Source organism: Caballeronia fortuita (assembly GCF_001544835.2).
Classification (GTDB): Bacteria; Pseudomonadota; Gammaproteobacteria; order Burkholderiales; family Burkholderiaceae; genus Caballeronia; species Caballeronia fortuita.
Map to the genome: position 1 here is coordinate 136,578 of NZ_FCNX02000009.1, position 25,716 is coordinate 162,293.

Annotated in this window: 26 protein-coding genes and 1 riboswitch; of the genes, 16 read left to right on the forward strand and 10 right to left on the reverse strand. The window is 64.6% G+C overall.

Features of this window, described 5'->3' with window-relative positions:
- Window positions 1-41: 41 nt before the first annotated feature.
- Both AWB77_RS18535 and AWB77_RS18540 read right to left on the reverse strand, forming a co-directional pair.
- Window positions 42-1,598, reverse strand: coding sequence for an MFS transporter (locus tag AWB77_RS18535; RefSeq protein WP_061135910.1), 1,557 nt, complete (start codon window positions 1,596-1,598; stop codon window positions 42-44).
- Window positions 1,595-2,101, reverse strand: coding sequence for a MerR family transcriptional regulator (locus tag AWB77_RS18540; RefSeq protein WP_061135911.1), 507 nt, complete (start codon window positions 2,099-2,101; stop codon window positions 1,595-1,597). Before AWB77_RS18540 ends, AWB77_RS18535 begins: the two co-directional genes overlap by 4 nt.
- A 172-nt stretch (window positions 2,102-2,273) precedes the next feature.
- On the opposite strand from AWB77_RS18540, the gene pssA reads away from it, so the two are divergent.
- A complete protein-coding gene (gene pssA / locus AWB77_RS18545; RefSeq protein WP_061135912.1) occupies window positions 2,274-2,888 on the forward strand; it encodes a CDP-diacylglycerol--serine O-phosphatidyltransferase in 615 nt (204 codons plus the stop codon).
- An 18-nt stretch (window positions 2,889-2,906) separates the two neighbouring features.
- On the opposite strand, the gene AWB77_RS18550 is transcribed toward pssA, so the two are convergent.
- A complete protein-coding gene (locus tag AWB77_RS18550) occupies window positions 2,907-4,118 on the reverse strand; it encodes an MFS transporter (protein WP_061135913.1) in 1,212 nt (403 codons plus the stop codon).
- A gap of 373 nt (window positions 4,119-4,491) precedes the next feature.
- Here AWB77_RS18550 and AWB77_RS18555 point away from each other — a divergent pair, with 373 nt between their 5' ends.
- From AWB77_RS18555 to AWB77_RS18570, 4 genes are read left to right on the forward strand one after another with little or no spacing between them, the layout of a single operon-like run.
- Entirely contained in the window at window positions 4,492-5,403 is a 912-nt protein-coding gene (locus AWB77_RS18555; protein WP_061135914.1) for a DUF3034 family protein, read from the forward strand.
- 2 nt (window positions 5,404-5,405) lie between these two features.
- Window positions 5,406-5,825, forward strand: a complete 420-nt coding sequence (locus AWB77_RS18560) for a group I truncated hemoglobin (protein WP_061135915.1) — start codon at window positions 5,406-5,408, stop codon at window positions 5,823-5,825.
- Window positions 5,822-6,427 carry a methylamine utilization protein gene (locus AWB77_RS18565; protein ID WP_061135916.1) on the forward strand — a complete coding sequence of 202 codons (606 nt, stop codon included), beginning with the start codon at window positions 5,822-5,824 and terminating at the stop codon, window positions 6,425-6,427. Before AWB77_RS18560 ends, AWB77_RS18565 begins: the two co-directional genes overlap by 4 nt.
- A gap of 13 nt (window positions 6,428-6,440) precedes the next feature.
- Window positions 6,441-8,777, forward strand: a complete 2,337-nt coding sequence (locus tag AWB77_RS18570; RefSeq protein WP_061135917.1) for a bifunctional diguanylate cyclase/phosphodiesterase — start codon at window positions 6,441-6,443, stop codon at window positions 8,775-8,777.
- Window positions 8,778-8,799: 22 nt separating this feature from the next.
- On the opposite strand, the gene AWB77_RS18575 is transcribed toward AWB77_RS18570, so the two are convergent.
- Window positions 8,800-10,380: a sensor domain-containing diguanylate cyclase gene (locus tag AWB77_RS18575; protein ID WP_063936516.1), complete on the reverse strand. Its 1,581-nt coding sequence runs from the start codon at window positions 10,378-10,380 to the stop codon at window positions 8,800-8,802.
- A gap of 380 nt (window positions 10,381-10,760) precedes the next feature.
- On the opposite strand from AWB77_RS18575, the gene AWB77_RS18580 reads away from it, so the two are divergent.
- From AWB77_RS18580 to aroQ, 3 genes are all read left to right on the forward strand, one after another.
- Entirely contained in the window at window positions 10,761-12,179 is a 1,419-nt protein-coding gene (locus AWB77_RS18580) for an MFS transporter (RefSeq protein WP_061135918.1), read from the forward strand.
- A gap of 89 nt (window positions 12,180-12,268) precedes the next feature.
- Window positions 12,269-13,327, forward strand: coding sequence for a Gfo/Idh/MocA family protein (locus AWB77_RS18585; protein WP_279616186.1), 1,059 nt, complete (start codon window positions 12,269-12,271; stop codon window positions 13,325-13,327).
- 27 nt (window positions 13,328-13,354) lie between these two features.
- Complete coding sequence (aroQ, locus tag AWB77_RS18590; protein WP_061135919.1) at window positions 13,355-13,792, forward strand: type II 3-dehydroquinate dehydratase; 438 nt, start codon at window positions 13,355-13,357, stop codon at window positions 13,790-13,792.
- Between the two features lie 49 nt (window positions 13,793-13,841).
- On the opposite strand, the gene AWB77_RS36405 is transcribed toward aroQ, so the two are convergent.
- Together AWB77_RS36405 and AWB77_RS18595 are read right to left on the reverse strand one after the other, a co-directional pair.
- Window positions 13,842-14,009 (reverse strand): hypothetical protein, encoded by a 168-nt coding sequence (locus AWB77_RS36405; RefSeq protein WP_167354152.1) that lies wholly within the window; start codon window positions 14,007-14,009, stop codon window positions 13,842-13,844.
- A 79-nt stretch (window positions 14,010-14,088) separates the two neighbouring features.
- Complete coding sequence (locus tag AWB77_RS18595) at window positions 14,089-14,349, reverse strand: hypothetical protein (RefSeq protein WP_061135920.1); 261 nt, start codon at window positions 14,347-14,349, stop codon at window positions 14,089-14,091.
- Window positions 14,350-14,691: 342 nt separating this feature from the next.
- Between AWB77_RS18595 and AWB77_RS18600 the strand changes: the two genes are divergently transcribed.
- On the forward strand, window positions 14,692-16,068 hold the full coding sequence (locus tag AWB77_RS18600; protein WP_061135921.1) for an amino acid permease: 1,377 nt from the start codon (window positions 14,692-14,694) through the stop codon (window positions 16,066-16,068).
- 40 nt (window positions 16,069-16,108) lie between these two features.
- On the forward strand, window positions 16,109-17,308 hold the full coding sequence (locus AWB77_RS18605) for an amino acid aminotransferase (RefSeq protein ID WP_061135922.1): 1,200 nt from the start codon (window positions 16,109-16,111) through the stop codon (window positions 17,306-17,308).
- Between the two features lie 4 nt (window positions 17,309-17,312).
- Here the strand turns inward: AWB77_RS18605 and AWB77_RS18610 are convergent, their stop codons facing one another.
- Window positions 17,313-17,684: a hypothetical protein gene (locus tag AWB77_RS18610; protein ID WP_061136068.1), complete on the reverse strand. Its 372-nt coding sequence runs from the start codon at window positions 17,682-17,684 to the stop codon at window positions 17,313-17,315.
- A gap of 123 nt (window positions 17,685-17,807) precedes the next feature.
- On the opposite strand from AWB77_RS18610, the gene AWB77_RS18615 reads away from it, so the two are divergent.
- The 3 genes from AWB77_RS18615 to AWB77_RS18625 all read left to right on the forward strand — a co-directional run bounded on the left by AWB77_RS18615 (window position 17,808) and on the right by AWB77_RS18625 (window position 21,120).
- Window positions 17,808-18,056: a hypothetical protein gene (locus tag AWB77_RS18615; RefSeq protein WP_061135923.1), complete on the forward strand. Its 249-nt coding sequence runs from the start codon at window positions 17,808-17,810 to the stop codon at window positions 18,054-18,056.
- A 52-nt stretch (window positions 18,057-18,108) separates the two neighbouring features.
- The gene (locus tag AWB77_RS18620; RefSeq protein ID WP_061135924.1) at window positions 18,109-18,432 is read left to right on the forward strand and encodes a hypothetical protein; all 324 of its coding nucleotides are present in this window, start codon (window positions 18,109-18,111) and stop codon (window positions 18,430-18,432) included.
- A 177-nt stretch (window positions 18,433-18,609) separates the two neighbouring features.
- Window positions 18,610-21,120: a glucose/quinate/shikimate family membrane-bound PQQ-dependent dehydrogenase gene (locus tag AWB77_RS18625; RefSeq protein WP_061135925.1), complete on the forward strand. Its 2,511-nt coding sequence runs from the start codon at window positions 18,610-18,612 to the stop codon at window positions 21,118-21,120.
- Window positions 21,121-21,163: 43 nt separating this feature from the next.
- On the opposite strand, the gene AWB77_RS37205 is transcribed toward AWB77_RS18625, so the two are convergent.
- Window positions 21,164-21,286 carry a hypothetical protein gene (locus AWB77_RS37205; RefSeq protein WP_279616187.1) on the reverse strand — a complete coding sequence of 41 codons (123 nt, stop codon included), beginning with the start codon at window positions 21,284-21,286 and terminating at the stop codon, window positions 21,164-21,166.
- A gap of 170 nt (window positions 21,287-21,456) precedes the next feature.
- A riboswitch (yybP-ykoY riboswitch) is annotated at window positions 21,457-21,628 on the forward strand.
- Between the two features lie 8 nt (window positions 21,629-21,636).
- Here AWB77_RS37205 and mntP point away from each other — a divergent pair.
- The gene (mntP, locus tag AWB77_RS18630) at window positions 21,637-22,206 is read left to right on the forward strand and encodes a manganese efflux pump MntP (protein ID WP_061135926.1); all 570 of its coding nucleotides are present in this window, start codon (window positions 21,637-21,639) and stop codon (window positions 22,204-22,206) included.
- Here the strand turns inward: mntP and AWB77_RS18635 are convergent.
- Together AWB77_RS18635 and pdxR are read right to left on the reverse strand one after the other, a co-directional pair.
- Window positions 22,172-22,609 (reverse strand): DUF6632 domain-containing protein, encoded by a 438-nt coding sequence (locus AWB77_RS18635; RefSeq protein WP_061135927.1) that lies wholly within the window; start codon window positions 22,607-22,609, stop codon window positions 22,172-22,174. The two genes, mntP and AWB77_RS18635, sit on opposite strands and share 35 nt — an antisense overlap.
- Before the next feature lie 302 nt (window positions 22,610-22,911).
- Window positions 22,912-24,369, reverse strand: a complete 1,458-nt coding sequence (pdxR, locus tag AWB77_RS18640) for a MocR-like pyridoxine biosynthesis transcription factor PdxR (RefSeq protein ID WP_061135928.1) — start codon at window positions 24,367-24,369, stop codon at window positions 22,912-22,914.
- 84 nt (window positions 24,370-24,453) lie between these two features.
- Between pdxR and AWB77_RS18645 the strand changes: the two genes are divergently transcribed.
- Window positions 24,454-25,080 carry an FMN-binding negative transcriptional regulator gene (locus AWB77_RS18645; protein WP_061135929.1) on the forward strand — a complete coding sequence of 209 codons (627 nt, stop codon included), beginning with the start codon at window positions 24,454-24,456 and terminating at the stop codon, window positions 25,078-25,080.
- A 3-nt stretch (window positions 25,081-25,083) separates the two neighbouring features.
- Window positions 25,084-25,707 (forward strand): LysE family translocator, encoded by a 624-nt coding sequence (locus AWB77_RS18650; protein WP_061135930.1) that lies wholly within the window; start codon window positions 25,084-25,086, stop codon window positions 25,705-25,707.
- Window positions 25,708-25,716 lie beyond the last annotated feature (9 nt).

The window sequence follows — 25,716 nt, forward strand, 5'->3', positions numbered from 1 at the left end:
GCGATCGTTGAACGTCCGGCCATGATACTTCGTTGCGGCGCTCAATCGATACGCGTCTGCCAGGCCGCAATCACACTCGCGCACAACGCAACGCCGATGATGTAGTAAAAGCCATCCAGCGAACTCAAGAAGTTCGCCTGCTGCGTGACGATGCGCCCGATCTCCGCGAGCGCGAGACTCTTCGCCTGCGCGGCGCTCTCGCCCATGCGCCCGAACGCGTCGAGCAAGCTTTCATATGCGCCCTGAAACGCCGGACTGTACGGATTCACCGTCTCGACGAGCCGCGTCTGATGCAGCGCCGCGCGATGCTGTTCGAGAATGATGATCGTCGCCGTCGAGAACGAGTAAGTCAGTTGCTTGACGATGTTCTTGAAGCGATAGCCGTGGCTGTATTCATCGATCGCGAAGACGCGGAACGTGAGATTCGCGACCGGCAGCGCGATGAAGAGCAGCAGCATGCCGCGCAGGACCATCGGCGCGATGAGCCACGGCATGCTGACGCCGGGCGGCATGTTGATCATCCATGTGCCGATGAACGCGGCCATCAGAAAGCCCGTTACGATCAGCCACTTCTTGTGCCGGATGCGCGCGGCATAGCGGAAATAGACGACGGCCATCGCGAGCGACACCATCGACGTGAAGCCGACGAGCCGTCCCGCGTTCTCCACCGGATAACCGAGCCCGCCTTCGAGCAGGCGCGAGACGAGAAAGCTCATCGCATTGTTGATGTAATAGAACGCGATGTACAACACGATGCCCACCTGAAACGTCTTCTCGCGCAACGCATGCAGCCGCAGCAACGGCTTCGGATGATGCCACTGATGCCATGCGAACCAGCCGAGCGACAGCAACCCGGCGACGGTCAGCACGATCAGTTCCGGCGACGTGCTGAAGAGTTCGAAGCGCACTTGCTGCATGACGATCTGCAACGCGCCCTGCGCGAACGCGAAGAGGATGTACGGCCAGAAGTGCGTATCGCCGCGCGCTTCGGGCTGCACGCGTCCCGTCGACGGCACTGCGATGAACGCGAGCACGCCGAGCGCGACGCCCGCGAGCGCGGTGCAGGAAAAGAGCGCGCGCCAGCCGAGCGAGGCGACGAGATAGCCGCCGCACAACGGCGCGAGCGCGGTGCCGAGCAGGATCATGTTGAGAAAGCGGCGCGTCGCGGCGGGGCGTGTCTGCGGCGTGAATCGCGTCTGGATGAGGATGCGCGCGGCGCTCATCATCGGGCCGATGAAGTAGCCCTGAAACCCGCGTGCGAGCGCCAGTTCGATCGCCGATTCGGACAGCGTCGCCGCCATCGCGCCCGCCGCGAACAGGAACAGGCACCCGGCGATATAACGTCGATTGCCGAGCCGCTCGATCCACCATTGCTGCTGCAGGATGCCGAGCACGGAAGCCACGGCATACGCGCTCGACGCCCACACGAGTTCATCGGACGATGCATTGATGCCGCCCGCGATATAGCTCGTGAAAAATGAAAAGAGCGAGTTGTCGAAATAGTCGAGACCCGTGGCAAGCGCAATCGCCCACGGAAACAGATCGCCGAGAACACGCTCGGCAAGCTGCTTCGGATGCCGGTACGACGCGCCGATCATTCGCCGGCGTCTCCCGCGTTCTTCGCCCGGCGCGGCTTGCGCGCGGCCATGCGCTCCTGCAATAGCGCTTCCTTGCTTTCACCCGCGATTCTGCGCCGCAGATAGTCGAGGTCGCTCGCGAGTTCACTGCGCACGGCCTGCGCTTCCTTCAGTTCGCGGCGCACGGCGGCGATGCGCGCATCGACCGATTCGATCTGCTGCGACAGCGCCGCTTCGATCTCCCGCAACGATGACGCCGAGAAGCCCGTGCGCCCTTCGCCGAGCGTTTCCATCGGCCGCTTGAGCATCTCGACGATGCCCTGCAGCGAAAAGCCGAGCGAGCGCAGCCGAAGGATACGCGCGAAGAGATCGAGGTCCTGCTCGCTATAGAGCCGGTAACGGCCTTCGCTGCGCGATGGCGTCACGAGCCCGCGCTCCTCGTAATACTTGAGCGTGCGTGGCGTGACTTGCAGGCGCTCGGCGGCGTCGCGGATGGTGAGGAGCGCGGGCTTGGCGGCTGACATGGCGGCATCGAAAGTACTGGGTCGATGCCGTGCATCCTAACACAAACCTAAACGTGCGCGTACAGGTTTAGCTGGCATGCGGAGTGCTAAGGAAAGAGGGCGCGATGATAGACTTGAAGGCTTCGCGGCGCTGGCCGTCGGCGCCGCCCGAACGTCACGAAAACCGAAACGAATGAAAGCCAAACGATTCTCGATGATCCGCGATTTCCACCTGGCCGACTGGTTCACGCTGGGTAACGCGGTGTGCGGCACGGGCGCGCTGTTCTCGTCGATGTCGTATCTCGACGACTCCGACGTGCTGCATATCTATCTTGCGTGCGCGCTCGTCTTCGCGGCGCTCGTGTTCGACGTGCTCGACGGCCGCATCGCGCGCTGGCGTCAAAAGGCGTCGCTGCTGGGCAAGGAACTCGATTCGCTTGCCGACGTCATTTCGTTCGGCGTCGCGCCGGCGATCATCGGTTACGGATTCGGCATGCGCGGCCTGTATGACCGCGTGATCCTGGCATACTTCGTCGCGTGCGGCGTGTCGCGTCTCGCGCGCTACAACGTGACGACCGAAGAGATGTCGGGCAGCAGCGGCAAGGTCACGCATTTCGAAGGCACGCCGATTCCCACGTCGTTTCTGATCGTGTTGCTGCTGACCATCGGTGCGTGGTCCGGCGCGATCGGCGAGAGCATGTGGCTCGGCACGCTGCGTGTAGGCGGCTTCACGCTGCATCCGCTCGTGCTGATCTACGCGATCTCGGGCTCGCTGATGATCAGCCGCATCCGCATTCCGAAGCCGTGAGATCGGCGCGGCCCGCGTTCAGTCGCGCGCCGCGTGATGCCGTCCGATCAAGAGAAAATGCGCGAGCGCGACGAGCGGGAAACACGTGGCCACGCTCGCGACGAGCGTCCAGCCGCCGTGCTCGTAGAGCGGGCTCGCGAACGCCGAGCCGAACGCGCCGCCCACGAAGATGCTCGTCATGTACACCGCGTTCAGGCGGTTGCGGCTTGCGGCGTGCAGCGCGTAGATTTCGCGCTGGCCGAGCACCATGTTCATCTGCACGGCGAAGTCGAGCACGATGCCCGTCACGGCGAGCGCGGCCACGCCCCACGCCGGATGAATCACCGCGGGCAGATACGCGATGGCCGCGAGCGCGAGCGCGATGAAAGTCGCGCGTACGGTATGGCCCGCGTCCGCGAGACGCCCGGCGATCGGCGCCGAGGTCGCGCCCGTCGCGCCGATCAGCGCGAAGATGCCGATGGCCGTCTGCGACAAACCATAGTGCCGCGTCAGTTCCACGGGAATGCCGGTCCAGAACAGGCTGAACGACGCGAACATCAGCGCCTGATAGAGCGAGCGATGCCGCAGCACCGGCATCGTGCGAACGAGATGACCGAGCGAGCCGATGAGTTCGAAGTACGTCGCCTGATGATCCGGGCGGCGGCTCGGGATCGTGAACGCGAGCACGGTCGTGATGCCGATCATCAAGACGGCCGCGGCGCCGAACATGACGCGCCAGCCGAAGTGACCCGCGACGAGGCTCGATACCGGCCGCGACAGCAGAATGCCGAGCAGCAGCCCGCTCATGATGGTGCCGACCACCTTGCCGCGCGATTCGTCCGGCGCGAAGTGCGCGGCGAGCGGAATCAGAATCTGCACCGCCACCGACGAAAAGCCGATCAGCAACGAAATCACGAGGAACCAGCCCGGCGTATGCGTGAACGTCGCGGCGGTGAGACTCGCGATCGACACGAGCGCCGTCGCGATCATCAGCTTGCGGTTCTCGAGCAGATCGCCGAGCGGCACGATGAAGAACAGCCCGAGCGCATAGCCGATCTGCGTGAGCGAGACGATCAGGCTCGCCGTGCCGCCCGCCATGTGCAGATCGGGCGCGATGAGTTCGGTGATCGGCTGCGCGTAGTACAGATTGGCGACGATCGCGCCGCAGCAGAAGGCGAAAAGCGCGATCAGGCCGCGCGTGAGTTCGACATGCTTGCCGTTGTCGAGCGCGGTCGAGTGAGGTGTCGACATGGAAATTTCCGAAGTAACAGAACGGCACTATACGTTTTCGGCGCGTTTCGCGCTCGGCGAGGCGGTTTTCCCTTCGGTTGCGCTTACTCCATATGAGAACAGAGCGCCGCGCACGTTCCGGGTATTTCTCGCACGGCCGGCCTGAAAATCCGTGCGCGAGTTCACGCCGATGAAGCCCGCATTGCAAACGTTTGGCGCGCGATTACTTACGAACGGCCGTCAAGTTCGCCTGTTAGCGGCCGTTTACCGGTAGATGAAGCGCGGCGCGGCCAGACCGGCGCGCCGCTCCCGGAACGCCAGGTTCGCCGCAATACGATCGCGGCATCCCGCGGCGGCATGCGGGAATCCCGAAACTCGTTCGTATGGCTCCCGCATGCGCCTGATGCACTCCAGGATGCGCCTCGCCGGACTGGTTCTGGCGTCGCTCGTGTCGTTCGTGTCGTTCTCCACGTCCGCTTTCGCCGACGATCCGCCCGTCGTGCCGCTCACCGGCGGCAAGCTGCTCTTGACGGGCGGCGTATCGCAGATCGAAGGCGCGGCGGGCGGCGGCCTCGTGCCGTGGGCCGTCATCGGCGGCTACGGCACCGCGAGCCAGCTCGGCGCGAACGCGCACGGCACTTATGTCCGCACGCAGGACTACGCGCTCGGCTCGTGGGGACTCACCGTGGGCGTCGCGAATCGCGTGGAGCTGTCGCTCGCCCGACAGAGCTTCGATACGCGCGATGCCGGCGCGCAGCTCGGTCTCGGCGAGGGCTTCAGATTCAACCAGAACATCTTCGGCGTGAAGGTGCGTCTCGTCGGCGATGCCGTGCTCGATCAGGACACGTGGCTGCCGCAGATCGCCGCCGGTTTGCAGTTCAAGCACAACGAAGAGGGCGATGTCGTCAAGGCGGTCGGCGCGGCGAGCAATTCCGGCACCGATTTCTATCTCTCCGCGACGAAGCTGCTGCTCGCGCAAAGCCTTCTGCTCAACGGCACGCTGCGTCTCACGAAGGCGAACCAGTTCGGCCTGCTCGGGTTCGGCGGCGACCGGTCGAACGCCTATCACGCGGAATTCGAGTCGTCGGTGGCGTATCTGCTGTCGAAGAACGTCGCGGTCGGCGGCGAATATCGCATGAAGCCGAACAACCTCTCGTTCGCGCGCGAGCAGGACGCCTACGATGCGTTCGTCGCGTGGGCACCGAACAAGCACGTCTCGCTGACGGCGGCGTATGTCGCGCTCGGCGATATCGCCACCGTGAAGAATCAGCGCGGCCTCTATGTGTCGCTTCAGGCGGGATTCTGACGATGAAAATCCACCACGTCGCATTGATCTTGCTCGCGCTCGCCTGCACGCCCGCGCGCGCCGACGACGCGCTTTATCGGCAGTTCGGCGAAACGCAAGGGCTGACCAGGATCGTCGACGACATGTACGACACCGTGCTCGCCGATCCGCGCACCGCGCCGTATTTCGACAACGCGCCGGTCAGACGCATCAAGCAGAAGCTCGTCGAGCAGTTCTGCGTGCTGCTCGACGGTCCCTGCGTCTACACCGGCCGGCCGATGCGGCGCACGCACGAAGGACAGAACATCGACCGGGCCGCGTTCAACGCGCTCGTCGAAGACCTGCAGGCCGCGATGGACAAGAACGGCGTGCCGTTCCACGCGCAGAACAAGCTGCTCGCCAGGCTTGCGCCCATGTACCGCGACGTACAGGACCGCGAATGAACATGCTCAAATCTCTTTTCGTGACGCTCGTGCTGCTCGCGTGCGGCGCGCCGATCGCCCGCGCGGCGAACGTGCGCGTGCAGGTCGTCGATCAGGCCGGCGCGCCCGTCGCCGATGCCATCGTGTATGCGCTGCCCGTCAACGGCAAGCCGCCCGCGACGAAGCCGGCCGCCGCCGTCATCGACCAGATCAAGCGCCGCTTCGTGCCGATGGTGTCCGTCGTGCAGACGGGCGCGTCGGTGACGTTTCCGAACAAGGACAACATCGAGCACGACGTCTATTCGTTCTCGCCGCCCAAACGCTTCGAACTGAATCTGTATCACGGCATTCCCGCGAATCCGGTCGTGTTCGACAAGCCCGGCCTCGTCGTGATGGGCTGCAATATTCACGACGCGATGGTCGCGTATCTGCTGATCGTCGATACGCCGTGGTTCGCGAAGACCGACGCGAACGGCGCCGCGGTCATCGACAATCTGCCCGCCGATGCGTACAGGGTGATCGCGTGGCATTTCCGCCAGAGCGATCCGAACGCGCAGCCAATGCAGAAGGTCAACGCGGACGGCGCCGCGAAGTTCGCGCTGCAACTGCGGCCCGCCGAATAGGACGCCGGCCGCGATGTTCCTTCACAGCCTGCGCGCGCGGATCGCGCTCGTCTTCGTGGTGCTGATGCTCGTCGCACAGACTGCGGCGTTTGTCGTCATCAATTCGGTGATTCTTAAGAACGCGCATCGCAGCGCCGAGGATCAGCTTTCGGTGGCCGAGCGCGTGTTCGCGCAGATCCTGCACGGCAACAGCGAGCAGTTGACGCAGGCGGCGAGCGTGGTCGCGCTCGACTTCGGCTTTCGCGAGGCCGTCGCGACGCACGACAGCAAGACCGTCGCGTCCGCGCTGCAGAATCACGGCGACCGCGTCCATGCGGATGTGGTGATGCTCGTCGATCTCGACGGCAAGCTGATCGCCGACAGCAGCGGCGTCGGGCACGAAGGCATGGCGTTTCCGTTTCCGAAGCTGATCCGCGAGGTCGCGAAAAACGGCGATGCGTCGTCGTTCGGCATGATCGGCGCGCGCGCGTATCAGCTCGTCGCGGTGCCGGTGAAGACGCCGGTCACGATCGCGTGGGTCGTGATGGGCTTCGCGATCGACGACTCGCTCGCGCGCACGATGAGTTCGCTCACCTCGCTCGACGTGTCGTTTCTCACCGTCGACGACGACGGCAACTGGGGCGTGCTCGCGAGTTCGCTGCCCGGCGACGCGCGCGACGCGCTGAAGGATCAGGCGCATCTTGCCGAAGACGGCTACGCGACGCGCGTGATGCGCCTGCATTCCGAAGGCCGCGCGGTCGCGGTCCTGCTCGAACGCTCGTTGATCGATGCGCTTGCGCCGTTTCATCGCTTGCAGTCGACGCTTTTGCTCATCACGCTGCTCGGCGTGCTCGTGTCGATCGTCGGCAGCGTGCTCACCGCGCGTTCCGTGACGCGTCCGATCGCGGCGCTCGCGCAGTTCTCGAAGCGCATCGGGCAGGGCGATTACGCCGCGCCAGTCGAAATTCGCCAGCACGATGAGATCGGCGAACTGGCGCACGCGTTCAACCAGATGCGCGAAGGCATCGCGGAGCGCGAAAAGCGCATCACGGAACTCGCGTACATGGACCGGCTGACTGGCCTGCCGAATCGCGCGCTCTTCAACGACCGGCTCCAGCAGGCGGTCGGCGCGGCCACGCGCGGCAATCATCCGCTTTGCGTGATGATGATGGACCTCGACCGCTTCAAGTACGTGAACGACACGCTCGGGCATCCGATCGGCGACATGCTGCTGTGCGAAGTGGCGAAGCGCCTGCGCGCGGCGCTGCAACGCGAAACCGATACTGTCGCGCGTCTGGGCGGCGACGAGTTTGCGGTTCTGCTGCCCACCGACGATCTGCCAGGGGCGCGCGTGCTCGCCGCCCGCATGCTGCGCGCGCTCGAAGAGCCGATTACGATCGAAGGACAGCTCGTCGACGTAGGCGCGAGCATCGGCATCGTCGCGTATCCGCAGAACGGCACCGACATGAACGTGCTCCTGCGCCGCGCCGATATCGCAATGTACGTGGCGAAGCGCTCGAATCTCGGCTTCGCGTTCTACGACGAACGTCACGACCAGAACAGCGCCGAGCGTCTTTCATTGATGAGCGAGCTGCGCCAGGCCGTCGAGCGCGATCAACTGACGCTCTACTATCAGCCAAAGGTCGATCTGGCGACGCATCGCGTGAAATATGTCGAGGCGCTCGTGCGCTGGGATCATCCGACGCGCGGCTTCGTCGCGCCCGATCAGTTCATTCCGTTCGCGGAGCAGACGGGCTACATCAAGACGATCTCGCGCTGGGTCGCGGACAAGGCCATCGCGCAGTGCGCCGCATGGCGCAGGCAGGGCATCGAGCTGGCGGTGTCGGTGAACGTGTCGGCGCGCGAGCTGATCCAGTCGACGCTGCCCGAGATTTTCCAGAGCCTGCTCGACAAGCACGGCGTCGCGCCAGAATCGATCTGGATCGAGATCACAGAGAGCGCGATCATGGACGACCCGAATCACGCGATCGAAACGCTCGACCGGCTGCACGCGCTCGGCATTCGCCTGTCCATCGACGATTTCGGCACGGGGTATTCGTCGCTGTCGTATCTGAAGCGCATGCCCGTCGACGAGTTGAAGATCGACAAGTCGTTCGTGATCGGCATGTTCCAGCACAAGGACGACGAGACCATCGTGCGCTCGACGATCGATCTCGGGCACAACATGGGCCTGAAGGTCGTGGCCGAAGGCGTCGAGACCGTGGAGATGCTGGAGCGGCTGCGAACGCTGCGCTGCGATCTCGCGCAGGGCTATCACCTGAGCCGGCCGCTGCCGCCCGCGCAGCTCGAAGCGTGGCTCGAACGCTGGCAGGCGGAGAACGAGCAGGTTTCGCTCGCGGGGCCGGCCTAGCAGTGTAGTGGCGTGGCGGGGTCTACCAGCCGCGTCCGCGCTCGGCGTTGGCGACCGCCTGTTCGTCGCCCGCGAGCGTGTCGCCGTCGCGGCCGGCGAAGCGGTAGGCGCCGCGTTCCTGCGATTTCGCTTCGTAGAGCGCGCCATCGGCACGCTTCAGCGCGCTTTCGAACGGCTCGCCCGCATGCGCGAGCGCGATGCCGATGCTCACGCCCACGCGCGCCGTCTGCCCCGATTCGAGCGTATAGGGCGCCGATAACTCGCCGATGATCTTGCGCGCGAACACGACGTTCGACGCATCCGCGATATACGTCGCGACGATCGCGAATTCGTCGCCGCCCAGCCGCGCGACCAGTTCGCCGCGCCGCATCGCGTTGCGCAGGCGGTCGGCGACGAGTCTCAGCAGTTCGTCGCCCGCGTTGTGGCCGTGCGTGTCGTTCACGCGCTTGAAGCCGTCGAGATCGACGTACATCACCATCACTTTTTCGCGGCCCGGGGCGTTGGCCATCAGGCGCGCGGCGTGTTCGCCGAGATAGCGCCGGTTCGGCAGGCCCGTGAGCGAATCGTGATGCGCCCATTGCAGGATTTTCGCCTCCGCCTTGCGCCGCTCCGTCACGTCTTCGATGATGATGACCGCGCTGCCGTCCGGCACCGGATTGCGGCTCAGTTCGAGATGCCGGCCGTCGCGCAGCGGCAGATCGAGCGGCACCGGCGGCAGATCGCCGCTTTCGAGCCAGTGCGCGCAGCGTGCGGCGAGTTGCTCGCGCAGCGGCTCGCCCAGCTTCGCCAGCCCCACATAACCGATGAATTCAGGCAGCGACACGTTCAGCCGCAGCATGTCGACGGTCGCGCCGAACAGTTCCGCCGCCCGGCGATTGGCGATCACCACCTTGCCCGACGCATCCACGGTGCACAGGCCGTGCGGCATGTGCGCGAGCGCCGCATCGAAGCGCGCGGCGATTTCGGCGTGGCTGCGCTCGGCGGTCATCAGCGCGACGCGCCCGCGATAGTGTCGCTGCACGACCGAACACATCGCGCCGATGTAGAGAAAGAGCGGCGGCACGAGAATCCAGTAGCCGGGCGGGCCGAACAGTCCGCCGACGCCGATCGGCAGCGCGCCCGCGCACACCTGCGCGATCGCCAGAAGCGGAAGGCCCGCGTTGCGCGATGCGATGCCGCCGAGCAATCCCGCCGTCACCATGATCGCGAGCGAGGCCAGTTCGGCGTCGCCGGAAATCACGCAGGCCATCGTGCCGAGGCCGGTCACGAGACACGTGAGCAGCGCGAACGGCGCATAGCGCGCGGCCCACGGTCCGGGATGCGTCTCGCCCGCACGGCTCAGCGCGCGATAGCGGCATACGATGAACAGGCGCGCGCCGAGCAGAAGCGCGTCGGCGGCGACCCAGAGCAGCGTCCAGAGCGCGGGCTGGCGTCCGAGCGCCATCATCGCGACGAACGCGCTGGAGATGCCGGAGAGAAACAGCGGGCGGATGTCTTCGACCAGCGTCGACAGCAGCGATGCCCGAATCGCGGCCGTGATGCGTCCGTCCTCCGTCGCCGGTGTGGCGAGAATCGAATCGATCAGGGACGGGTTGCCTGACATACGCAAGACCGGGCACACGAGAGGACGAAAAAGGGTTCGGCGACGATGCCGTCTTCGCCGGTAGTCGTGTATACGGCCGGGTCTGCACATTCTTTAGGCGAAACTTAGCACGGGCTTAGATTACGCGGAACGCCATTATTCGCTGTTAGCGTATTCTGAACTTCCTTCGAGCCGAATTATGTTTTCCCGCGGACATAGTAAGTTAGTGCCCGTGCCTTTCGTTTGCAGCGCACGCGCGGGTTTTGCCTCATCGAAAGCTTTCGATTCCGGGGCGATGATGATCGACGCTATATGGACCGTCGTCGGTGAGGAACGGAAGAAGCAGCATCGTCGCGAAGATGGCCACAGAGACCATCGGGCGATTCATAAAAGGAGACGTCATGGACACGAACTCGCTCTCACCCGGTGCAAAAGGCGGGTCGCACGCCGAGCACCACAAGCAGACGAAAAAGGCCACGGCGAGCGGCTGGATAGGCTCCGCGCTCGAGTACTACGATTTCTTCATCTACGCGCAGGCCGCCGCGCTCATCTTCCCGCAGCTCTTCTTTCCGTCGGGCAATCCAAAAGTGGCGATCGTCGCATCGCTCGCGACCTACGGCGTCGGCTACGTCGCCCGTCCGATCGGCGCCTTCGTGCTCGGCCACTGGGGCGACACCCACGGCCGCAAGACCGTGCTCGTGCTCTGCATGTTCCTGATGGGTTTCTCGACGATGGCCGTCGGCCTTTTGCCGACTTATCACAGCGTCGGCATGCTCGCGCCGGCCTTGCTCGTGATCCTGCGGCTCGTGCAGGGCTTCGCGGTCGCGGGCGAAATCTCCGGCGCAAGCTCGATGATTCTCGAGCACGCGCCATTCGGCCGGCGCGGTTTCTTCGCGAGCTTCACGCTGCAAGGCGTGCAGGCCGGACAGATTCTCGCCGCCGCCGTGTTCCTGCCGCTCGCGTACTACATGCCGGAGGACGCGTTCAATAGCTGGGGCTGGCGCATTCCGTTCCTGCTGTCGGCGTTCGTGCTGATCGCGGGCTACATCATCCGGCGCGAAGTGCATGAAACGCCCGCCTTCGAGAAGGAAGGCGAAAAAGGCGCGGTGCCGCGCTCGCCGATCGTCGATGCCTTCAAGTACAACCTCGGCGACATGATCCGCGTCGTCTGCATGGCGCTGATGAACGTGATTCCCGTGGTCGCGACCATCTTCGGCGCGGCGTATGCGGTGCAGGCGGCCTACGGCGTCGGCTTTCACAAGAGCGTGTATCTGTGGATTCCGGTCGTCGGCAATATTCTCGCCGTCGTCGTGATTCCGCTCGTCGGCAATCTCTCCGACAAGATCGGGCGCAGGCCGCCGATCATCGTCGGCGCGATCGCGTCGGGCCTGCTGTCGTATCTATATCTCTATGCGATCAGCATTCACAACGTCGGCATGGCGATCGTCGCGTCGCTGCTGATGTGGGGCATCGTCTATCAGGGCTACAACGCGATCTTCCCGAGCTTCTATCCCGAACTCTTCCCGACGCGCACGCGCGTCTCCGCGATGGCCATCTCGCAGAACGTCGGCACGACCATCACGGCGCTGCTGCCCGCGCTGTTCGCGAGCGTCGCGCCGCCGGGATCGACGAACATTCCGTTCACGATCGGCTCGATCACGCTCGCGGTCACCATCATCTCGGCGATCGCCGCATGGAGCGCGCGCGAGACGTATCGCATCCCGCTCAACCAGCTTGGCGAACAAGGCGCGCGGCCTGTGGAGAAAGCCGAGTACGACCGTCTGCGCGCGGAATCGGTCGCTAACGCGCGCGCATCCTAAGTTTCATTTGCTCATTCTTTACTCGGGCGGCGCGTGACGGCGCGCCGCCGGGGTGAACTCGCGCTTTTTTTCAACACGGTGGAATCGAAGTGAACACAGAGTCAGGCAAGACGCGTATCGCGGTGGCGGGCGCGGGCTATATCGGCCAGGCGCATATGGGCGTCGCGCAGGCGAGCGCGACGTGCACGCTCTCCGCCATCGTCGATCCGGCGGCGGGCGCGGTCGATATCGCGGAGAAAGCGGGCGTGCCGCTTTACAGGACGCTCGATGAACTGCTCGCGAAGGATCGCCCCGACGGCATCGTGCTCGCGACGCCGAATCAATTGCACGTCGAACATGCGCGCATCTGTCTCGCGGCGGGCGTGCCGATCCTGCTCGAAAAGCCGATCGCGCCGACGGTCGACGAAGCGCAGATGCTCGTCGACGAAGTGGAACGTTCGGGCGCAAAAGTGCTGATCGGCCATCATCGAGCGCATAGTCCGATCATGGCGCGCGCGAAAGAAGTGATCGACGAAGGACGGCTCGGCAAGCTCGTCGCGGTGATGGGCAGCGCCGTGTTCTTCAAGCCCGACGAGTATTACGCGAGCGCGCCGTGGCGGCGCGAGCCGGGCGGCGGCCCGATCCTGCTCAACATGATTCACGAAGTCCACAATCTGCGCATGCTGTGCGGCGATATCGTCGCGGTGCAGGCGTTCGCATCGCACGCGACGCGCGGCTTTGCCGTCGAGGACACTGTCGCCATCAATCTGCGATTCGCGAGCGGCGCGCTCGGCACCTTCATGCTCTCCGATACGGCCGCGTGCCCGCGAAGCTGGGAGCAGACGTCGCAGGAGAACAAGGCGTATTCGACCTATCCCGACGAAGACTGCTACGTGATCGCCGGCACCTCCGGCTCGCTGTCCGTGCCGACGATGCGCCTCAAGTCGTATTCGAAAGCCGAGGATCGCTCATGGTGGAAGCCGTTCGAAGAGAGCATCGTGCCGATGCGGCGCGACGATCCGCTCGCGCATCAGATGGAACATTTCGGGCGCGTGGCGCGCGGGGAAGCCGCGCCTATTGTCAGCGCGCGCGACGGACTGCAGAATCTGCGGATCACGGAGGCCATCGCGCTGTCCGCCAGTACGGGCAACATCATCGAAACCGCGTGACTCTCTTTCTCCACTCAAGGACAACTCATGGCAAAGATCCTGACGCTGCACGGCGTCAACCTCAACATGTTCGGCAAGCGCGACCCGAAGCAGTACGGCACGGCGACGCTCGCGCAGATCGACGAGCAGATGACCGCGCTCGGCAAGGAGCTGGGCGTGGAAGTCGAGTGCTACCAGACGAATATCGAAGGCGAGATGTGCTCGCGGATTCATCGCGCGTTCGAAGAGAACGTCGATGCGATCGTCATCAACGCGGGCGCGTGGACGCATTACAGCTACGCGATCCGCGATGCGCTCGCGATCCTGAAGGCGCCGATCATCGAAGTGCACATGTCGCACGTGCACGCGCGCGAGGAGTTCCGCCACAAATCGGTGTTCGCGGAACTCGCCAAGGGGCAGATTTCCGGTTTCGGCGTGGATAGCTACTTGCTCGGCCTGCGCGCAGCGGTCGCCGCAATCAAGTAACGGAGGTCACTCCCGCGAAGCGTGTGGGCGCCTCGCGGAAGTCTCCGGCTCAAGCCGGATGACTGAAGTCCTTCGGGGCGGGCGCAACCGGCTCGCGTTCGCTCTGCGTGCGCGCCGGTTCCTGATCGCGCTGCGCCGCGCCGCGGATGAACAACACCGCGCCGACCGCGCATACACCCCAGACCCCGGCGATGATCGTCAAGTAGCTCATTTCCATTCCCCCGATGCTCCGAGCGCGGGCGGCTTCGCCGTCGTTGCGCTCTCCTGCTGTTAGCCCTGCTGGTCCTGTTGGTCCACTACGTCCGCGACGCGGGCAGCGTCAGCAGGCGTCCGATCAGCTGTTGCGCGAGCGCATGCTGCTCGGTCATGGTCTGTGCGTCGTCGGCGGTGGCATCGCGCTCGCCGCGCAGCTTCCCGGCGAGGCGCATGATGTTCTCCGACACCGACTGCAGCGCGTGCAGCAATTCCGCCTGGCTTTGCGCGCCGTCTTGCGATTCTTCAGGCAAACACTGCGCCGTGCGATGCGGCCTGGCGTTTCCTTCCATCGTCTGATACATGGCGACCCCGTCGTGAGTGGATGATGCGATTCTCCCGCCGACGCGCCTCTGTCAATCCTCCGAACAAGCCCTGATTCCGGCCTCAATTCGTTTGTTGTGCGATCCCCGAGTGGCGGGGCGCCGCCGCGCAGGTCCGCGCACCAAGGCTTCGCCGTCTGCCGGACGGTAAAATCGCAAATCCGTCGATAAATAATCGGCCTTTTTTGCTGCGCGCTATGGGGTCATCCGCACGAAAAAACAACAGTTCCTACCCAAAAAGCAGACCAGAGCATCGTACGAATCGATAAGCGATCGTACGTTCATGCAAGAGCGGTAATTTTTTGCGGCACAGCAGGCAACGATATGGCTTCAGGCAACACGAACGCAGCACCTCACACCGATTCATTGAAGCGCGGACTGAAAAGCCGCCACATCCAATTGATCGCGCTCGGCGGCGCGATCGGCACGGGTCTTTTTCTCGGCGTCGCGCAGACGATCAGACTCGCCGGGCCATCCGTGCTGCTCGGCTACGCGATCGCCGGGCTGATGGCGTTCTTCATCATGCGGCAACTGGGCGAGATGATCGTCGACGAGCCGGTCGCGGGTTCCTTCAGCCATTTCGCCGACAAGTACTGGGGCCACGCCGCCGGCTTCATCTCCGGCTGGAATTACTGGGCCATTTACATTCTCGTGAGCATGGCGGAGCTGTCGGCGATCGGCATCTACATGCAGTACTGGTGGCCGGGATTGCCGACGTGGATATCGGCGCTCGCGTGCTTCGTGATCGTCAACGCGATCAACCTGACGAGCGTGAAGTCCTACGGCGAGACGGAGTTCTGGTTCGCCATCGTGAAAGTGGCGGCGATCGTCGGCATGATTATCTTCGGCGGCTGGCTGCTCGCGTCGGGCAAGGCGGGGCCGGACGCGAGCGTCACGAACCTGTGGCGGCTCGGCGGCTTCTTTCCGAACGGCGTGCACGGGCTCGTGATGTCGATGGCGGTCATCATGTTCTCGTTCGGCGGGCTGGAACTCGTCGGCATCACGGCGGCGGAGGCGGAAGACCCGTCGCGCAGTATTCCGCGTGCGACCAATCAGGTCATCTATCGCATCCTGATTTTCTATGTGGGCGCGCTCGCCGTGCTGCTGTCGCTGTATCCGTGGGACAAGGTCGCGACCGGCGGCAGCCCGTTCGTGCTGATTTTCCGCGAGATGAACAGCGCGCTCGTCGCCAATGTGCTCAACGTCATCGTGCTGACCGCCGCGCTCTCCGTGTACAACAGCGGCGTCTACGCGAATAGCCGCATGCTCTACGGCCTCGCCCAGCAGGGCAACGCGCCCCGCGCGCTGCTGAAGGTGAGCGCGCGCGGCATTCCGCTCGCGGCGCTGGCGGTGTCGGCGCTGGTGACGGCGGCGTGCGTCGTCATCAACTATGTGATTCCGGGGCGCGCGTTCGGCCTGCTGATGGGCCTCGCGGTGTCGGCGCTCGTCATCAACTGGGCGATGATCTCCGTCATCCACCTCATGTTCCGCCGCCGCAAGCGCGCGACTGGCGAAACGACGTCGTTTCCGAGCTTCGGCCATCCGCTTTCGAATTACGTCGTGCTCGCGTTTCTCGCGGGCATCGTCTGGGTGATGTACGCCATTGCCGACCTGCGTCTGTCCGTGTACCTGATCCCCGTATGGCTGGCCGTTCTCGGAATCGGCTACTATCTCAAGACTCGGGCCGCGCGCGCAGACTGACGCGGCCTCTTCTGCCGATCTCTCGTCCTCATACGTGACCATGTTCGAACATATCGATGCCTATCCCGGCGACCCGATCCTCTCGCTGAACGAAAACTTCCAGAAGGACCCGCGCACCAGCAAGGTCAACCTGAGCATAGGCATCTACTTCGACGACGAAGGCCGTCTGCCCGTGATGCAGGCCGTGCGCGAAGCCGAACTGTCGATCCTGAAGGATCTCGGCCCGAAGCCCTATCTGCCGATGGCCGGTTTCGCGCATTATCGCGACGCCGTGCAGGCGCTCGTCTTCGGCAACGACAGCCCCGCGCGCGCCGATGGCCGCATCGCCAGCGTGCAGACGCTCGGCGGTTCGGGCGCGCTGAAGGTCGGCGCGGATTTCATCAAGCGTTATTTCCCGAAGTCGCAAGTGTGGGTGAGCGATCCGACGTGGGAGAACCATCGTTTCATCTTCGAGCGCGCGGGCTTCGAGGTGAACACGTATCCGTACTACGACGAAGCCACCGGCGGCCTCCGGTTCGACGACATGCTCGCCGGCATCGACAAGCTGCCGGCGAAGAGCGTCGTCCTGCTGCACGCGTGCTGCCATAACCCGACGGGCGTCGATCTCGACGAGGCGCAATGGGTGAAGATGATCGACGTGCTGCAAGAGCGCGATCTGCTGCCGTTCGTCGACATGGCGTATCAAGGCTTCGGCGCGGGCCTCGACGACGACGCGTTCGCCGTCCGCGAACTCGCGCGCCGTGGCGTGCCGGGGTTCATCGCCAATTCGTTCTCGAAGAATTTCTCGCTGTATGGCGAACGTTGCGGCGGCCTGCACGTGATCTGCGACGATGCCGCGCAAGCCGATCGCGTGCTCGGCCAGCTGACGAGCGCGGTGCGCGCGAACTATAGCAATCCGCCGACGCACGGCGCCAAGATCGTCACGCACGTGCTGAATACGCCGGAGCTGAAGGCGTCATGGGAACGGGAACTCGCGTCGATGTGCCAGCGCATCGCGCGTATGCGCCAGGCGATCCACGACGGCCTGAAGGACCACGTGCGCGGCGAAATGCTCACGCGCTACGTGAAGCAGCGCGGCATGTTCACGTACACGGGACTCGTCGCGGAGCAGGCGGACCGGCTCAAGGAAGAATTCGGCGTCTATATCCTGCGCTCGGGCCGCATGTGCGTCGCGGGCCTGAACGACAGCAACGTGCAAATTGTCGCCGATGCCATCGGGCAAGTGCTCGCGGCAAAGTAAATCGCTACATCGCGGGACAGGACAGCACTTTCTGCGGCGGCAGGCTGCCCGGTCCCGTGTCGACTTTCGTGCCGCGCGGCGGCGTCAGGATGAGCCGCACGGCGCTCGTGCCTTCGTTCGCGAGCACGTAGACATCGCCGCTACCTTCCGGCTGCCAGTACACGTGATACACCTCGCCGTCCTTGTAGACATGCAGCGCGCCGTGCCGCACGGCGCCGCCTCGCCAGAAATTCACGCTTTCCCCTTCGCGCAGCGTGATCATGCCGTCCTGCCCGTTCGTTGCGCTTTCGAGCGTGCCGCAGACGGCGTCGTCGGCGCGGGCGTGCGTGCAGACAGCCAGCGCCGCCGCGCATAGAAACATCGTTTCGCGATTCATCGGCATTTCGACTCCCAAGGAAAAAGCGCGTGCGCCGTGCCGCGCTCGTCGCAAGATATGCGCCGACGTTCCGCCGCGCGTGTGCTACTTTGAAAGAAGCAGCCTTCGACCGTGGAGGATGTCATGACTGTCATCGCACCGGACGAGCGGGCGGATTTCGTTGCGATACTCGCGCGGCATCGGCTCGAGGAGAGCGATTTTCTCGTGCAGGAAGGCGGCGCGTCCGATGTCGTGGACGATGTATATCCGCTTCAGGGCGTAGTCACCATCACGCGACGTTCCACGCTGAAGGAACGCGAATATCGCATCGGACACGGCACGCAATGGACTGCCGCGTTCGGAAAGGATCTGAACAAGGGCGTGTTCAACTGAACGGACGCGTCCATGCAGCTTTTTTCACGCACTTTTTGAAGCGGAGCAGCCGATGAGACCGACCGAGTTCAAATCGTTCAAGGCGCATGTCGCGATGCTGCTGCGCGATCTGCCGCGCGGCGTGACGGCCGATCTCACCGATGTCGCGGTCGCGTACTGGAACGGCACGCAAGTGGTTGGCGCGTATCTGCGCGACAACGGCCGTATCGACGAAGACTTCGACTTCGACGAAAACGCCTGGGCCAACTGGCGCGAAGAATTCCTGACGTGGTTCGATGCGCCGCGCTTCTCCGAGCGCGCCGATCTGAAGGCGGCGTTCGTCGCCGGCGTCATGCCCGCACGAGCACACGGCGGACTCTGGCCGCGCTCTTTCTGAGATTTTTGCGGCGCGAGCAGGCCTCTTCGCGCGGAAAGTCATCTGTAAGCACGCCCCGCACGCAATTTCTCTCTGCCGAACGGCACAGCGATTGCTGCCTCCCACGACGCGACAACGTCCGAACCACGACCGTGAGCCGGCCGTGTTCCGCATTTCATCGTCACGGAGGAATTCAGCATGGCTGTCAACGGAAGACTCAATCCGCTCACACTTTTCACGGCCATCGCGTTCATCGTCATCGGCGTGGTGCTGGCGGCAGGCGGCGCCTATCTCGTCTCGCTGAAAGGATCGTGGTACTACGTGATCGCGGGCGCGGCCATCATCCTGACGGGCCTGCTGCTGTTGATTCGCCGGCGTTCCGCGCTGGTGCTCTTTGCGCTGATGCTGTTCGGCTCGACCATCTGGGCCGTCTTCGAAGTGCACTTCGATTTCTGGCAACTGATGCCGCGCCTGTGGATCTGGCTGCTGCTCGCGATCTGGCTGCTGATGCCGTTCGTGCACAGCGGTGCGCTATTCGGGCCGCCTTCTACCGCGCGCGCGGCGCGCACCCCGCTTGCCGCCGCGATCATCATCGTGCTGCTGCTCGGCGCCGGCACTTTCTTCAACGATACCCACGACACGCCGGGACGCATCGACGTGAATGTCGCCGCCGATGCCAATCAGCCCGATGCCAACGCCGCGACCGGCCGCGCACCGGGCGACTGGATCGATTATGGCGGCTCGCCGCTCGCGCAACGCTACGTGCCGCTCGCGCAGATCACGCCGGAGAACGCGCATCAGTTGAAAGTGGCGTGGACGTATCGCACCGGCGACATGCCGGGCGCCGACGATCCCACAGAAACCACCGACGAGAACACGCCGCTCAAGGTCGGCGACACGATCTTCCTGTGCACGCCGCACAGCAAGGTGATCGCGCTTGATGCCGCGAGCGGCAAGGAAAAGTGGCGTTACGATCCGCAGATCCAGAGCCCGGTCGGGTTCAAGCACTGGGAGCATATGACTTGCCGGGGCGTCGCTTATTACGATGCGGCAATGCATCCGATGCCGGCGGCGGCCGCATCCGATGTGACCGCGGCTTCCGCTCCCGTCGACGCCAGCGCGCCGTCCGCGGCGGATACAGCGTCCGCGCCCGCCGAAGCCTCCGCGCCCGTGCAGACGCCCGCACAGACCACGGCGCAGGCCGAGTGCCCGCATCGCCTTTTCCTGCCGACCGCGGATGCGCGCCTGATCGCGCTCGACGCCGACACCGGCAAGACGTGCGCAAGCTTCGGCAAGAACGGCGCGGTCGATCTGCGCGCGAACATCGGCCCGTTCACGCCGGGCGGCTATTACTCGACATCGCCGCCGGCGGTGTTTCGCAACCTCGTGATCGTCGGCGGCCATGTGACCGACAACGAATCGAACAACGAGCCGTCGGGCGTGATCCGCGCGTTCGATGTCAACGACGGCCATCTCGTCTGGAATTGGGACCCGGGCAACCCGGACGCCACCGAGCCGATCGCGCCGGGCGGCACCTACGTGCGCAACTCGCCGAACATGTGGTCGATGTTCAGCGTCGATGAGAAGCGCGGCATGATCTATCTGCCGATGGGCAATCAGACGCCCGATCAGTGGGGCGGTCAACGCACGCCGCAGGCCGAGAAGTTCGCGGCGGGCCTTGTCGCACTCGATGGCGCGACGGGCAAGCTGCGCTGGAACTATCAGTTCACGCATCACGATCTGTGGGATATGGATGTCGGCGGGCAGCCGACGCTCGTCGATCTGCAGACGGCGCAAGGCACGCAGCCGGCGGTGATCGCGTCCACGAAACAGGGCAGCATCTACGTGCTGAACCGCGAAACCGGCCAGCCGATCGTGCCAATCAGCGAAGTCGCGGTGCCGGGCGGCGCGGCGAAGGGCGATCGCACGTCGCCGACGCAGGCGGTCTCCGCGCTCAACTTCAATCCGCCGCGCGTGAAGGAAGCCGACATGTGGGGCACGACGCCGTTCGATCAGCTCTGGTGCCGCATCAAGTTCAAGAGCTTGCGCTATGACGGACCGTTTACGCCGCCGTCGGAACAGGGAACGCTCGTGTTCCCCGGCAACTTCGGCGTGTTCGACTGGGGCGGCATATCGGTCGATCCGGTGCGGCAGATTTTGATCGCGAATCCGGACTACATGGCTTTCACGTCGAAGCTGATTCCGCGCGACAAGATTCCGGAAGAGAACGGCGAGAAGAAGGGCAGCGAGACGAGCGGCATCAAGCTCGCGCGCGGCACGCCGTTCGGCTACGAGATCAGCGCGTTTCTTTCACCGCTCGGCATTCCGTGCCAGGCGCCGCCGTGGGGTTACATGGCGGGCGTCGATCTGCGCACGCAGAAGATCGCGTGGATGCACAAGAACGGCACGATCGTCGATAGCGCGCCGTTGCCGATTCCGATGCCGCTGGGCGTGCCGAGCCTCGGCGGGACGATCGTGACGGCGGGCGGCGTAGCGTTCCTGACGGGCACGCTCGATCAGTACGTGCGCGCCTACGACGTGCGCGACGGCAAGAAGCTGTGGCAAGCGCGTCTGCCAGCGGGCGGTCAGGCCACGCCGATGAGTTATGCCGACGCGAGCGGCAAGCAGTACGTGCTCGTGACGGCGGGCGGTCACGGTTCGCTCGGCACGAAGGCCGGCGATTATGTGATCGCTTATACGCTGCAGTAGGCTCGAAGGCGCGGGACCTTGGCCCGCGCCTGCGTTGCGTGCTTCAAGCGCGGCGATATGCTTCGGCCATCAACGCGCTTACTTTGGCGCGCGTCTTGAGCGCGTCGCGGAACGTGGCGACGATGAAGGAAACGAGCGCGATCGGCGTGGCGGCGATGATTCCCATGACTGGCTCCTTACTAGGGTAACTAACTAGGTAATAACCCTGAGATTACCACAATATGACGCGTTGCAACAAATCGCATGGCGAAATTGACCGTGCGCAAAATTGGCGACGCTGATGGGGCGAGCCGGGAAAATCGTCGCGGGAACGGTCATCCAACCGTGTTAAAGTCACGTTTCTTCGCTGGGGAGTAGCCGGCTTTTCCGCAACGGAAAAGCGCTCATGTCAACACGCTCGGTCGTACGGACCGTGGCATGAGCAGCCATCACAGGTTGGCAAGACCATCGACAGAACTCGCGACCGGTCGGGCGCGCGTTCTGTCGTTTCATCTTGCCCGACCAGAGCGCTACTCGATGAATCTCGCTTCCACGATTTTTCTTGCCTTCGCCATGTCCACCGACGCATTCGCCGCCGCCGTCGGCAAGGGCGCGACCCTGCACAAGCCGCGCATCGCGGAAGCGTTGAAGACCGGCGTGATCTTCGGCGTGATCGAGGCGTTGACGCCGCTCGTCGGCTGGGCGCTCGGCCGCGCCGCCGCGCAATACGTGACCGCGTGGGATCACTGGATCGCGTTCGGGCTGCTGTTCCTGCTCGGCGCGCGCATGATCCGCGAAGGCTTCAGCAGCGCGGGCCACGAAGAAGAAAAGCCCAACTCGCATTCGTTCTGGGTGCTTGCGCTCACCGGTTTCGCAACGAGCATCGACGCGATGGCGGTCGGCGCGGGCCTCGCCTTCATCGACGTCGATATCTTTTCGACGGCCGCGACCATCGGCTTCGCGACGATGCTCATGGTGACGATCGGCGTGATGGTCGGCCGCCTCGTCGGCGCGACGATCGGCAAGCGCGCGGAGATCGTCGGCGGGCTGATTCTGATCGGCGTAGGCAGCGTCATTCTGGCCGAGCACCTCGGCTATCTGCACTGAGCACGCGCGCCTTGCCGCCGCGCGGCGTGAAGATCGCGAGCGCGGCGGCGACGATGAAAAGCGCGGGGACATCGCCTGTCAGGTGGCCGAAATGTCCCGCGCCGCCGAACGATTGCACGGCCATGATTGCGCCGTGCACGATGCTCGACCAGACCGTGAACCAGATGAGGCTCAAATGCTTCATCGGGTCGCGCGATGCGATGAGCAAAAACACGCCGAGCGTCGCGTAAATGCCGACGATCATCAGCGCGTATTCCGACAGGCCCGCGTGGTCCGCGTGGCCGGATTCCCACGCCCATCCGGAAGGCCAGAAAAGCATCAGCGGATAGAGCGCGAACAGCGCGATCAGCCCAACGACCACGAGCACGATGCGCAAACAGGCGAGACGGTGGACCTCGTTCATGGCGGCTCCTTCGGCGGCGCGGCATCAGCGCAAAGATACCGCGAGCGCGCTTGTCAGGCCATTGGCGGCGGCAGGATCATCGACCAAAAATAACGACAAATGAAATAACAGCCACTGGCTTTTGATCGATACGATTCCTTGATCCACTGCTTTCGGTCAAAAATCCAGCACGTCATGCCACGTCCGATTTCCGCGCGCATCGATCATGTGCGCGCTCGCGCGGCGCGTGCCGTTCAGCATCGATTCGGGTGTATCGAACCGGGCGCAAGCGCATCCCGCTCGAGCCTGCATCGCGCGCTCGACTAACGCCTGAATGGCCCGATGACATCGGCGAGTATGCGAACGCCTTCGCGGATAACGTCGACCGGCACGCTGGCATAGCCGAGGATGAGACCGGCAGATCGACCGCGCGTGCCGCGCTGAGGCGCGACATGCAGCGGCGACACAGGATACACGCCGACACCCTTTGCGCGCGCGGCGGCGACGAGCGCGGCTTCATCGGTCGAATCGATGAACGGCAGCCACAGCGTGACATGCAAACCCGCCGCCGTGCCCATCACTTGCGCGCGCTTCGGCAGCAGTTCATCGATCGCATCGAGCAATGCCGCGCGACGCCGTTCGTACTCGCGCCGCACGCGCCGCACGTGTCGCTCATACGCGCCGCTTTCGATCAGCGAGGCGAGCACGCGCTGCTCGATGACCGCCGAATGACGATCCGCGAGCCGTTTGGCCTGGCGAAACGCAGGCACGAGATCGTGCGGCAGGATCACGTAGCCGAGCCGTAAATGCGGAGACAGCGCCTTCGAGAACGTGCCGATGTAGATGACGCGGCCATTCGAATCGATCGATTGCAGTGCGTCGATAGGGCGCTGGCCGTAGCGGAATTCGCCGTCGTAATCGTCCTCGATGATCCACGCGTCGTGCCGTTGCGCCCATTCGAGCAATTCGAGCCGGCGTCCGATCGGCAGCACGCCGCCACGCGGAAACTGATGCGACGGCGTCACGTAAGCGAAGCGCGCGCGTTCATCGGCGGGCAGGCGGCGCGTGTCGATACCGTGTTCATCGACGGGAACGGGCAACGGCACGCCGCCCGACGCCTCGAAGCAATGCCGCGCGATCAGATAGCCGGGATCTTCGAATGCGAAGGCGTCACCGGGATCGAGCAGCATGCGCGCGCAAAGATCGAGCGCCTGCTGCGTGCCGTTGACGACGACGATTTGCGCGCTTTCGCAGACGAGCCCGCGCGCGCGGCCCAGATACGCCTGCAACGCGCGGCGCAGCGACGCATCGCCTTCCGGCGCGATGTAGTAGAGGTGCGCCGGCTGACGCAGCAATTCCGCCTGATACGCGCGCTTCCAGATGAGCGATGGAAAGTCGCGCGCGGATACTGCGCCATACAGGAAATCGATGAAGCCTTCTTGCCGCCCGGCGATCGCGGGCAACGGCAGCGCCGCGACGTGCCGGCCGTACGCGGAAAGCGCGGGCGTGCCACGTTGTGCGACGGCGGGAAGCGGCGGCGCGAGGGGTATCGACGGCGTGGCCACACGCGCCGAGCGTCCCGCCGACGTGACGAGAAAGCCCTCGGCCGCGAGTTGTTCGTAAGCGGCCGTGACGGTCGTGCGCGACACGCCGAGATCGGCCGCGAGCGCGCGCGTGGATGGCGCGCTCGCGCCCGCGGGCAACGTGCCGTCGGCGATCTGGGCGCGCAGCAGATCGTAGATGCGGCGTCCCGTGCCGTTCGTGTTGTTCGACTGGACCATGCAAATCGCTCAAAACTGGACCTTCTTATTGTGCCTGTTTCGCACGATAGTGACGGGATCGCGCCACTTTCACCGGGATTCACGATGTACATACCGCCGCATTTCGCCCAGACGCGCCCTGAAGAATTGCATCGGATCGTGCGCGAGCATCCGCTGGGCATTCTCGTCACGCGTGACGATACCGGTCTGGACGCCAATCACCTTCCGTTCGAATTCGATCCGGCGCAGGGCGCGCACGGTCTGCTCACGGCGCACGTCGCGCGCGCCAACGATATCTGGCAGCGTTGCCCGAGCGGCACGCCCGTCATGGTGATCTTCCGCGGCGCGGAGGGCTATATCTCGCCGAACTGGTACCCGAGCAAGCACGAGACGCATCGGCAGGTGCCGACGTGGAACTACGAAGTCGTGCACGCGCACGGCGTGCTCACGGTCCGCGACGACGAGCCGTTCGTGCGCGGGCTGGTCGCGCGGCTGACGCGGCGGCACGAGGCGAACGAGCCGAAGCCGTGGAAGATGGGCGATTCGGAGCGCGAGTTCATCGACGGGATGCTGCGCAATATCGTCGGGATCGAGATCGCGGTGACGTCGCTCGTCGGCAAGTCGAAGCTGAGTCAGAACAAGGAGACGCGGGATCGGATCGGCGCGGCTGAGGCGCTGGACGCGCGCGGAAATCAGGAGCTTGCTGAGGCGATGTCACGCGCGGGGAGTTGAACCATGTCATTCGTTGCTTTTTTCGTGGCCGCGATTCTTCTCGCCATCACGCCCGGCCCGGGTCTCGCGTATGTCGTGGCGCGCACCGTCGCGGGCGGCAGGTCCGAAGGCCTGGCATCGTGTTTCGGCACGGCGATCGGCGGACTGTTGCACGTCGCTGCGGCGGCGCTCGGCCTTTCCCTGCTGATCGCGCGATCCGCGCTGCTCTTCGCCGCCGTGAAGTATGTCGGCGCAGCGTATCTGATCTATCTGGGCGTCCGGCTTCTGCTGCGCAAGGATGACGCGGCGGACATTGCGCCGGTCGCATCGCACGGCGCGCGGCGCGCGTTTCGCGAGGGCGTTTTCGTGGAAGCCCTCAACGTCAAGACCGCGCTCTTCTTTCTCGCGTTCCTGCCGCAGTTCGTTTCGCCGGGTCAGGCGCTGATACCGCAGCTCGTGGCGCTCGGGAGCATCTGCGTCACGCTCAATACGCTCGTCGATGTAGGCGCGGTGCTCGCCGCGTCACGTCTGCTCAGGTCGAGCGCGGCACGCGCCGCGCGCGCGAGGATGCTCACGCGCACCTCGGGTGCGGTCATGCTCGGATTGGGCGGGTATCTGGCGCTGGCGCGCCGCGCGGTTGCGGCGTAGCGGGCCTCC

Coding starts and splice junctions, on each gene's coding strand:
- AWB77_RS18535 (WP_061135910.1), bottom strand. CDS start 1,598: ATGATCGGCGCGTCGTACCGGCATCCGAAGCAGCTTGCCGAGCGTGTT.
- AWB77_RS18540 (WP_061135911.1), bottom strand. CDS start 2,101: ATGTCAGCCGCCAAGCCCGCGCTCCTCACCATCCGCGACGCCGCCGAG.
- pssA (WP_061135912.1), top strand. CDS start 2,274: ATGAAAGCCAAACGATTCTCGATGATCCGCGATTTCCACCTGGCCGAC.
- AWB77_RS18550 (WP_061135913.1), bottom strand. CDS start 4,118: ATGTCGACACCTCACTCGACCGCGCTCGACAACGGCAAGCATGTCGAA.
- AWB77_RS18555 (WP_061135914.1), top strand. CDS start 4,492: ATGCGCCTGATGCACTCCAGGATGCGCCTCGCCGGACTGGTTCTGGCG.
- AWB77_RS18560 (WP_061135915.1), top strand. CDS start 5,406: ATGAAAATCCACCACGTCGCATTGATCTTGCTCGCGCTCGCCTGCACG.
- AWB77_RS18565 (WP_061135916.1), top strand. CDS start 5,822: ATGAACATGCTCAAATCTCTTTTCGTGACGCTCGTGCTGCTCGCGTGC.
- AWB77_RS18570 (WP_061135917.1), top strand. CDS start 6,441: ATGTTCCTTCACAGCCTGCGCGCGCGGATCGCGCTCGTCTTCGTGGTG.
- AWB77_RS18575 (WP_063936516.1), bottom strand. CDS start 10,380: ATGTCAGGCAACCCGTCCCTGATCGATTCGATTCTCGCCACACCGGCG.
- AWB77_RS18580 (WP_061135918.1), top strand. CDS start 10,761: ATGGACACGAACTCGCTCTCACCCGGTGCAAAAGGCGGGTCGCACGCC.
- aroQ (WP_061135919.1), top strand. CDS start 13,355: ATGGCAAAGATCCTGACGCTGCACGGCGTCAACCTCAACATGTTCGGC.
- AWB77_RS36405 (WP_167354152.1), bottom strand. CDS start 14,009: ATGGAAATGAGCTACTTGACGATCATCGCCGGGGTCTGGGGTGTATGC.
- AWB77_RS18595 (WP_061135920.1), bottom strand. CDS start 14,349: ATGTATCAGACGATGGAAGGAAACGCCAGGCCGCATCGCACGGCGCAG.
- AWB77_RS18600 (WP_061135921.1), top strand. CDS start 14,692: ATGGCTTCAGGCAACACGAACGCAGCACCTCACACCGATTCATTGAAG.
- AWB77_RS18605 (WP_061135922.1), top strand. CDS start 16,109: ATGTTCGAACATATCGATGCCTATCCCGGCGACCCGATCCTCTCGCTG.
- AWB77_RS18610 (WP_061136068.1), bottom strand. CDS start 17,684: ATGAATCGCGAAACGATGTTTCTATGCGCGGCGGCGCTGGCTGTCTGC.
- AWB77_RS18615 (WP_061135923.1), top strand. CDS start 17,808: ATGACTGTCATCGCACCGGACGAGCGGGCGGATTTCGTTGCGATACTC.
- AWB77_RS18620 (WP_061135924.1), top strand. CDS start 18,109: ATGAGACCGACCGAGTTCAAATCGTTCAAGGCGCATGTCGCGATGCTG.
- AWB77_RS18625 (WP_061135925.1), top strand. CDS start 18,610: ATGGCTGTCAACGGAAGACTCAATCCGCTCACACTTTTCACGGCCATC.
- AWB77_RS37205 (WP_279616187.1), bottom strand. CDS start 21,286: ATGGGAATCATCGCCGCCACGCCGATCGCGCTCGTTTCCTTCATCGTC.
- mntP (WP_061135926.1), top strand. CDS start 21,637: ATGAATCTCGCTTCCACGATTTTTCTTGCCTTCGCCATGTCCACCGAC.
- AWB77_RS18635 (WP_061135927.1), bottom strand. CDS start 22,609: ATGAACGAGGTCCACCGTCTCGCCTGTTTGCGCATCGTGCTCGTGGTC.
- pdxR (WP_061135928.1), bottom strand. CDS start 24,369: ATGGTCCAGTCGAACAACACGAACGGCACGGGACGCCGCATCTACGAT.
- AWB77_RS18645 (WP_061135929.1), top strand. CDS start 24,454: ATGTACATACCGCCGCATTTCGCCCAGACGCGCCCTGAAGAATTGCAT.
- AWB77_RS18650 (WP_061135930.1), top strand. CDS start 25,084: ATGTCATTCGTTGCTTTTTTCGTGGCCGCGATTCTTCTCGCCATCACG.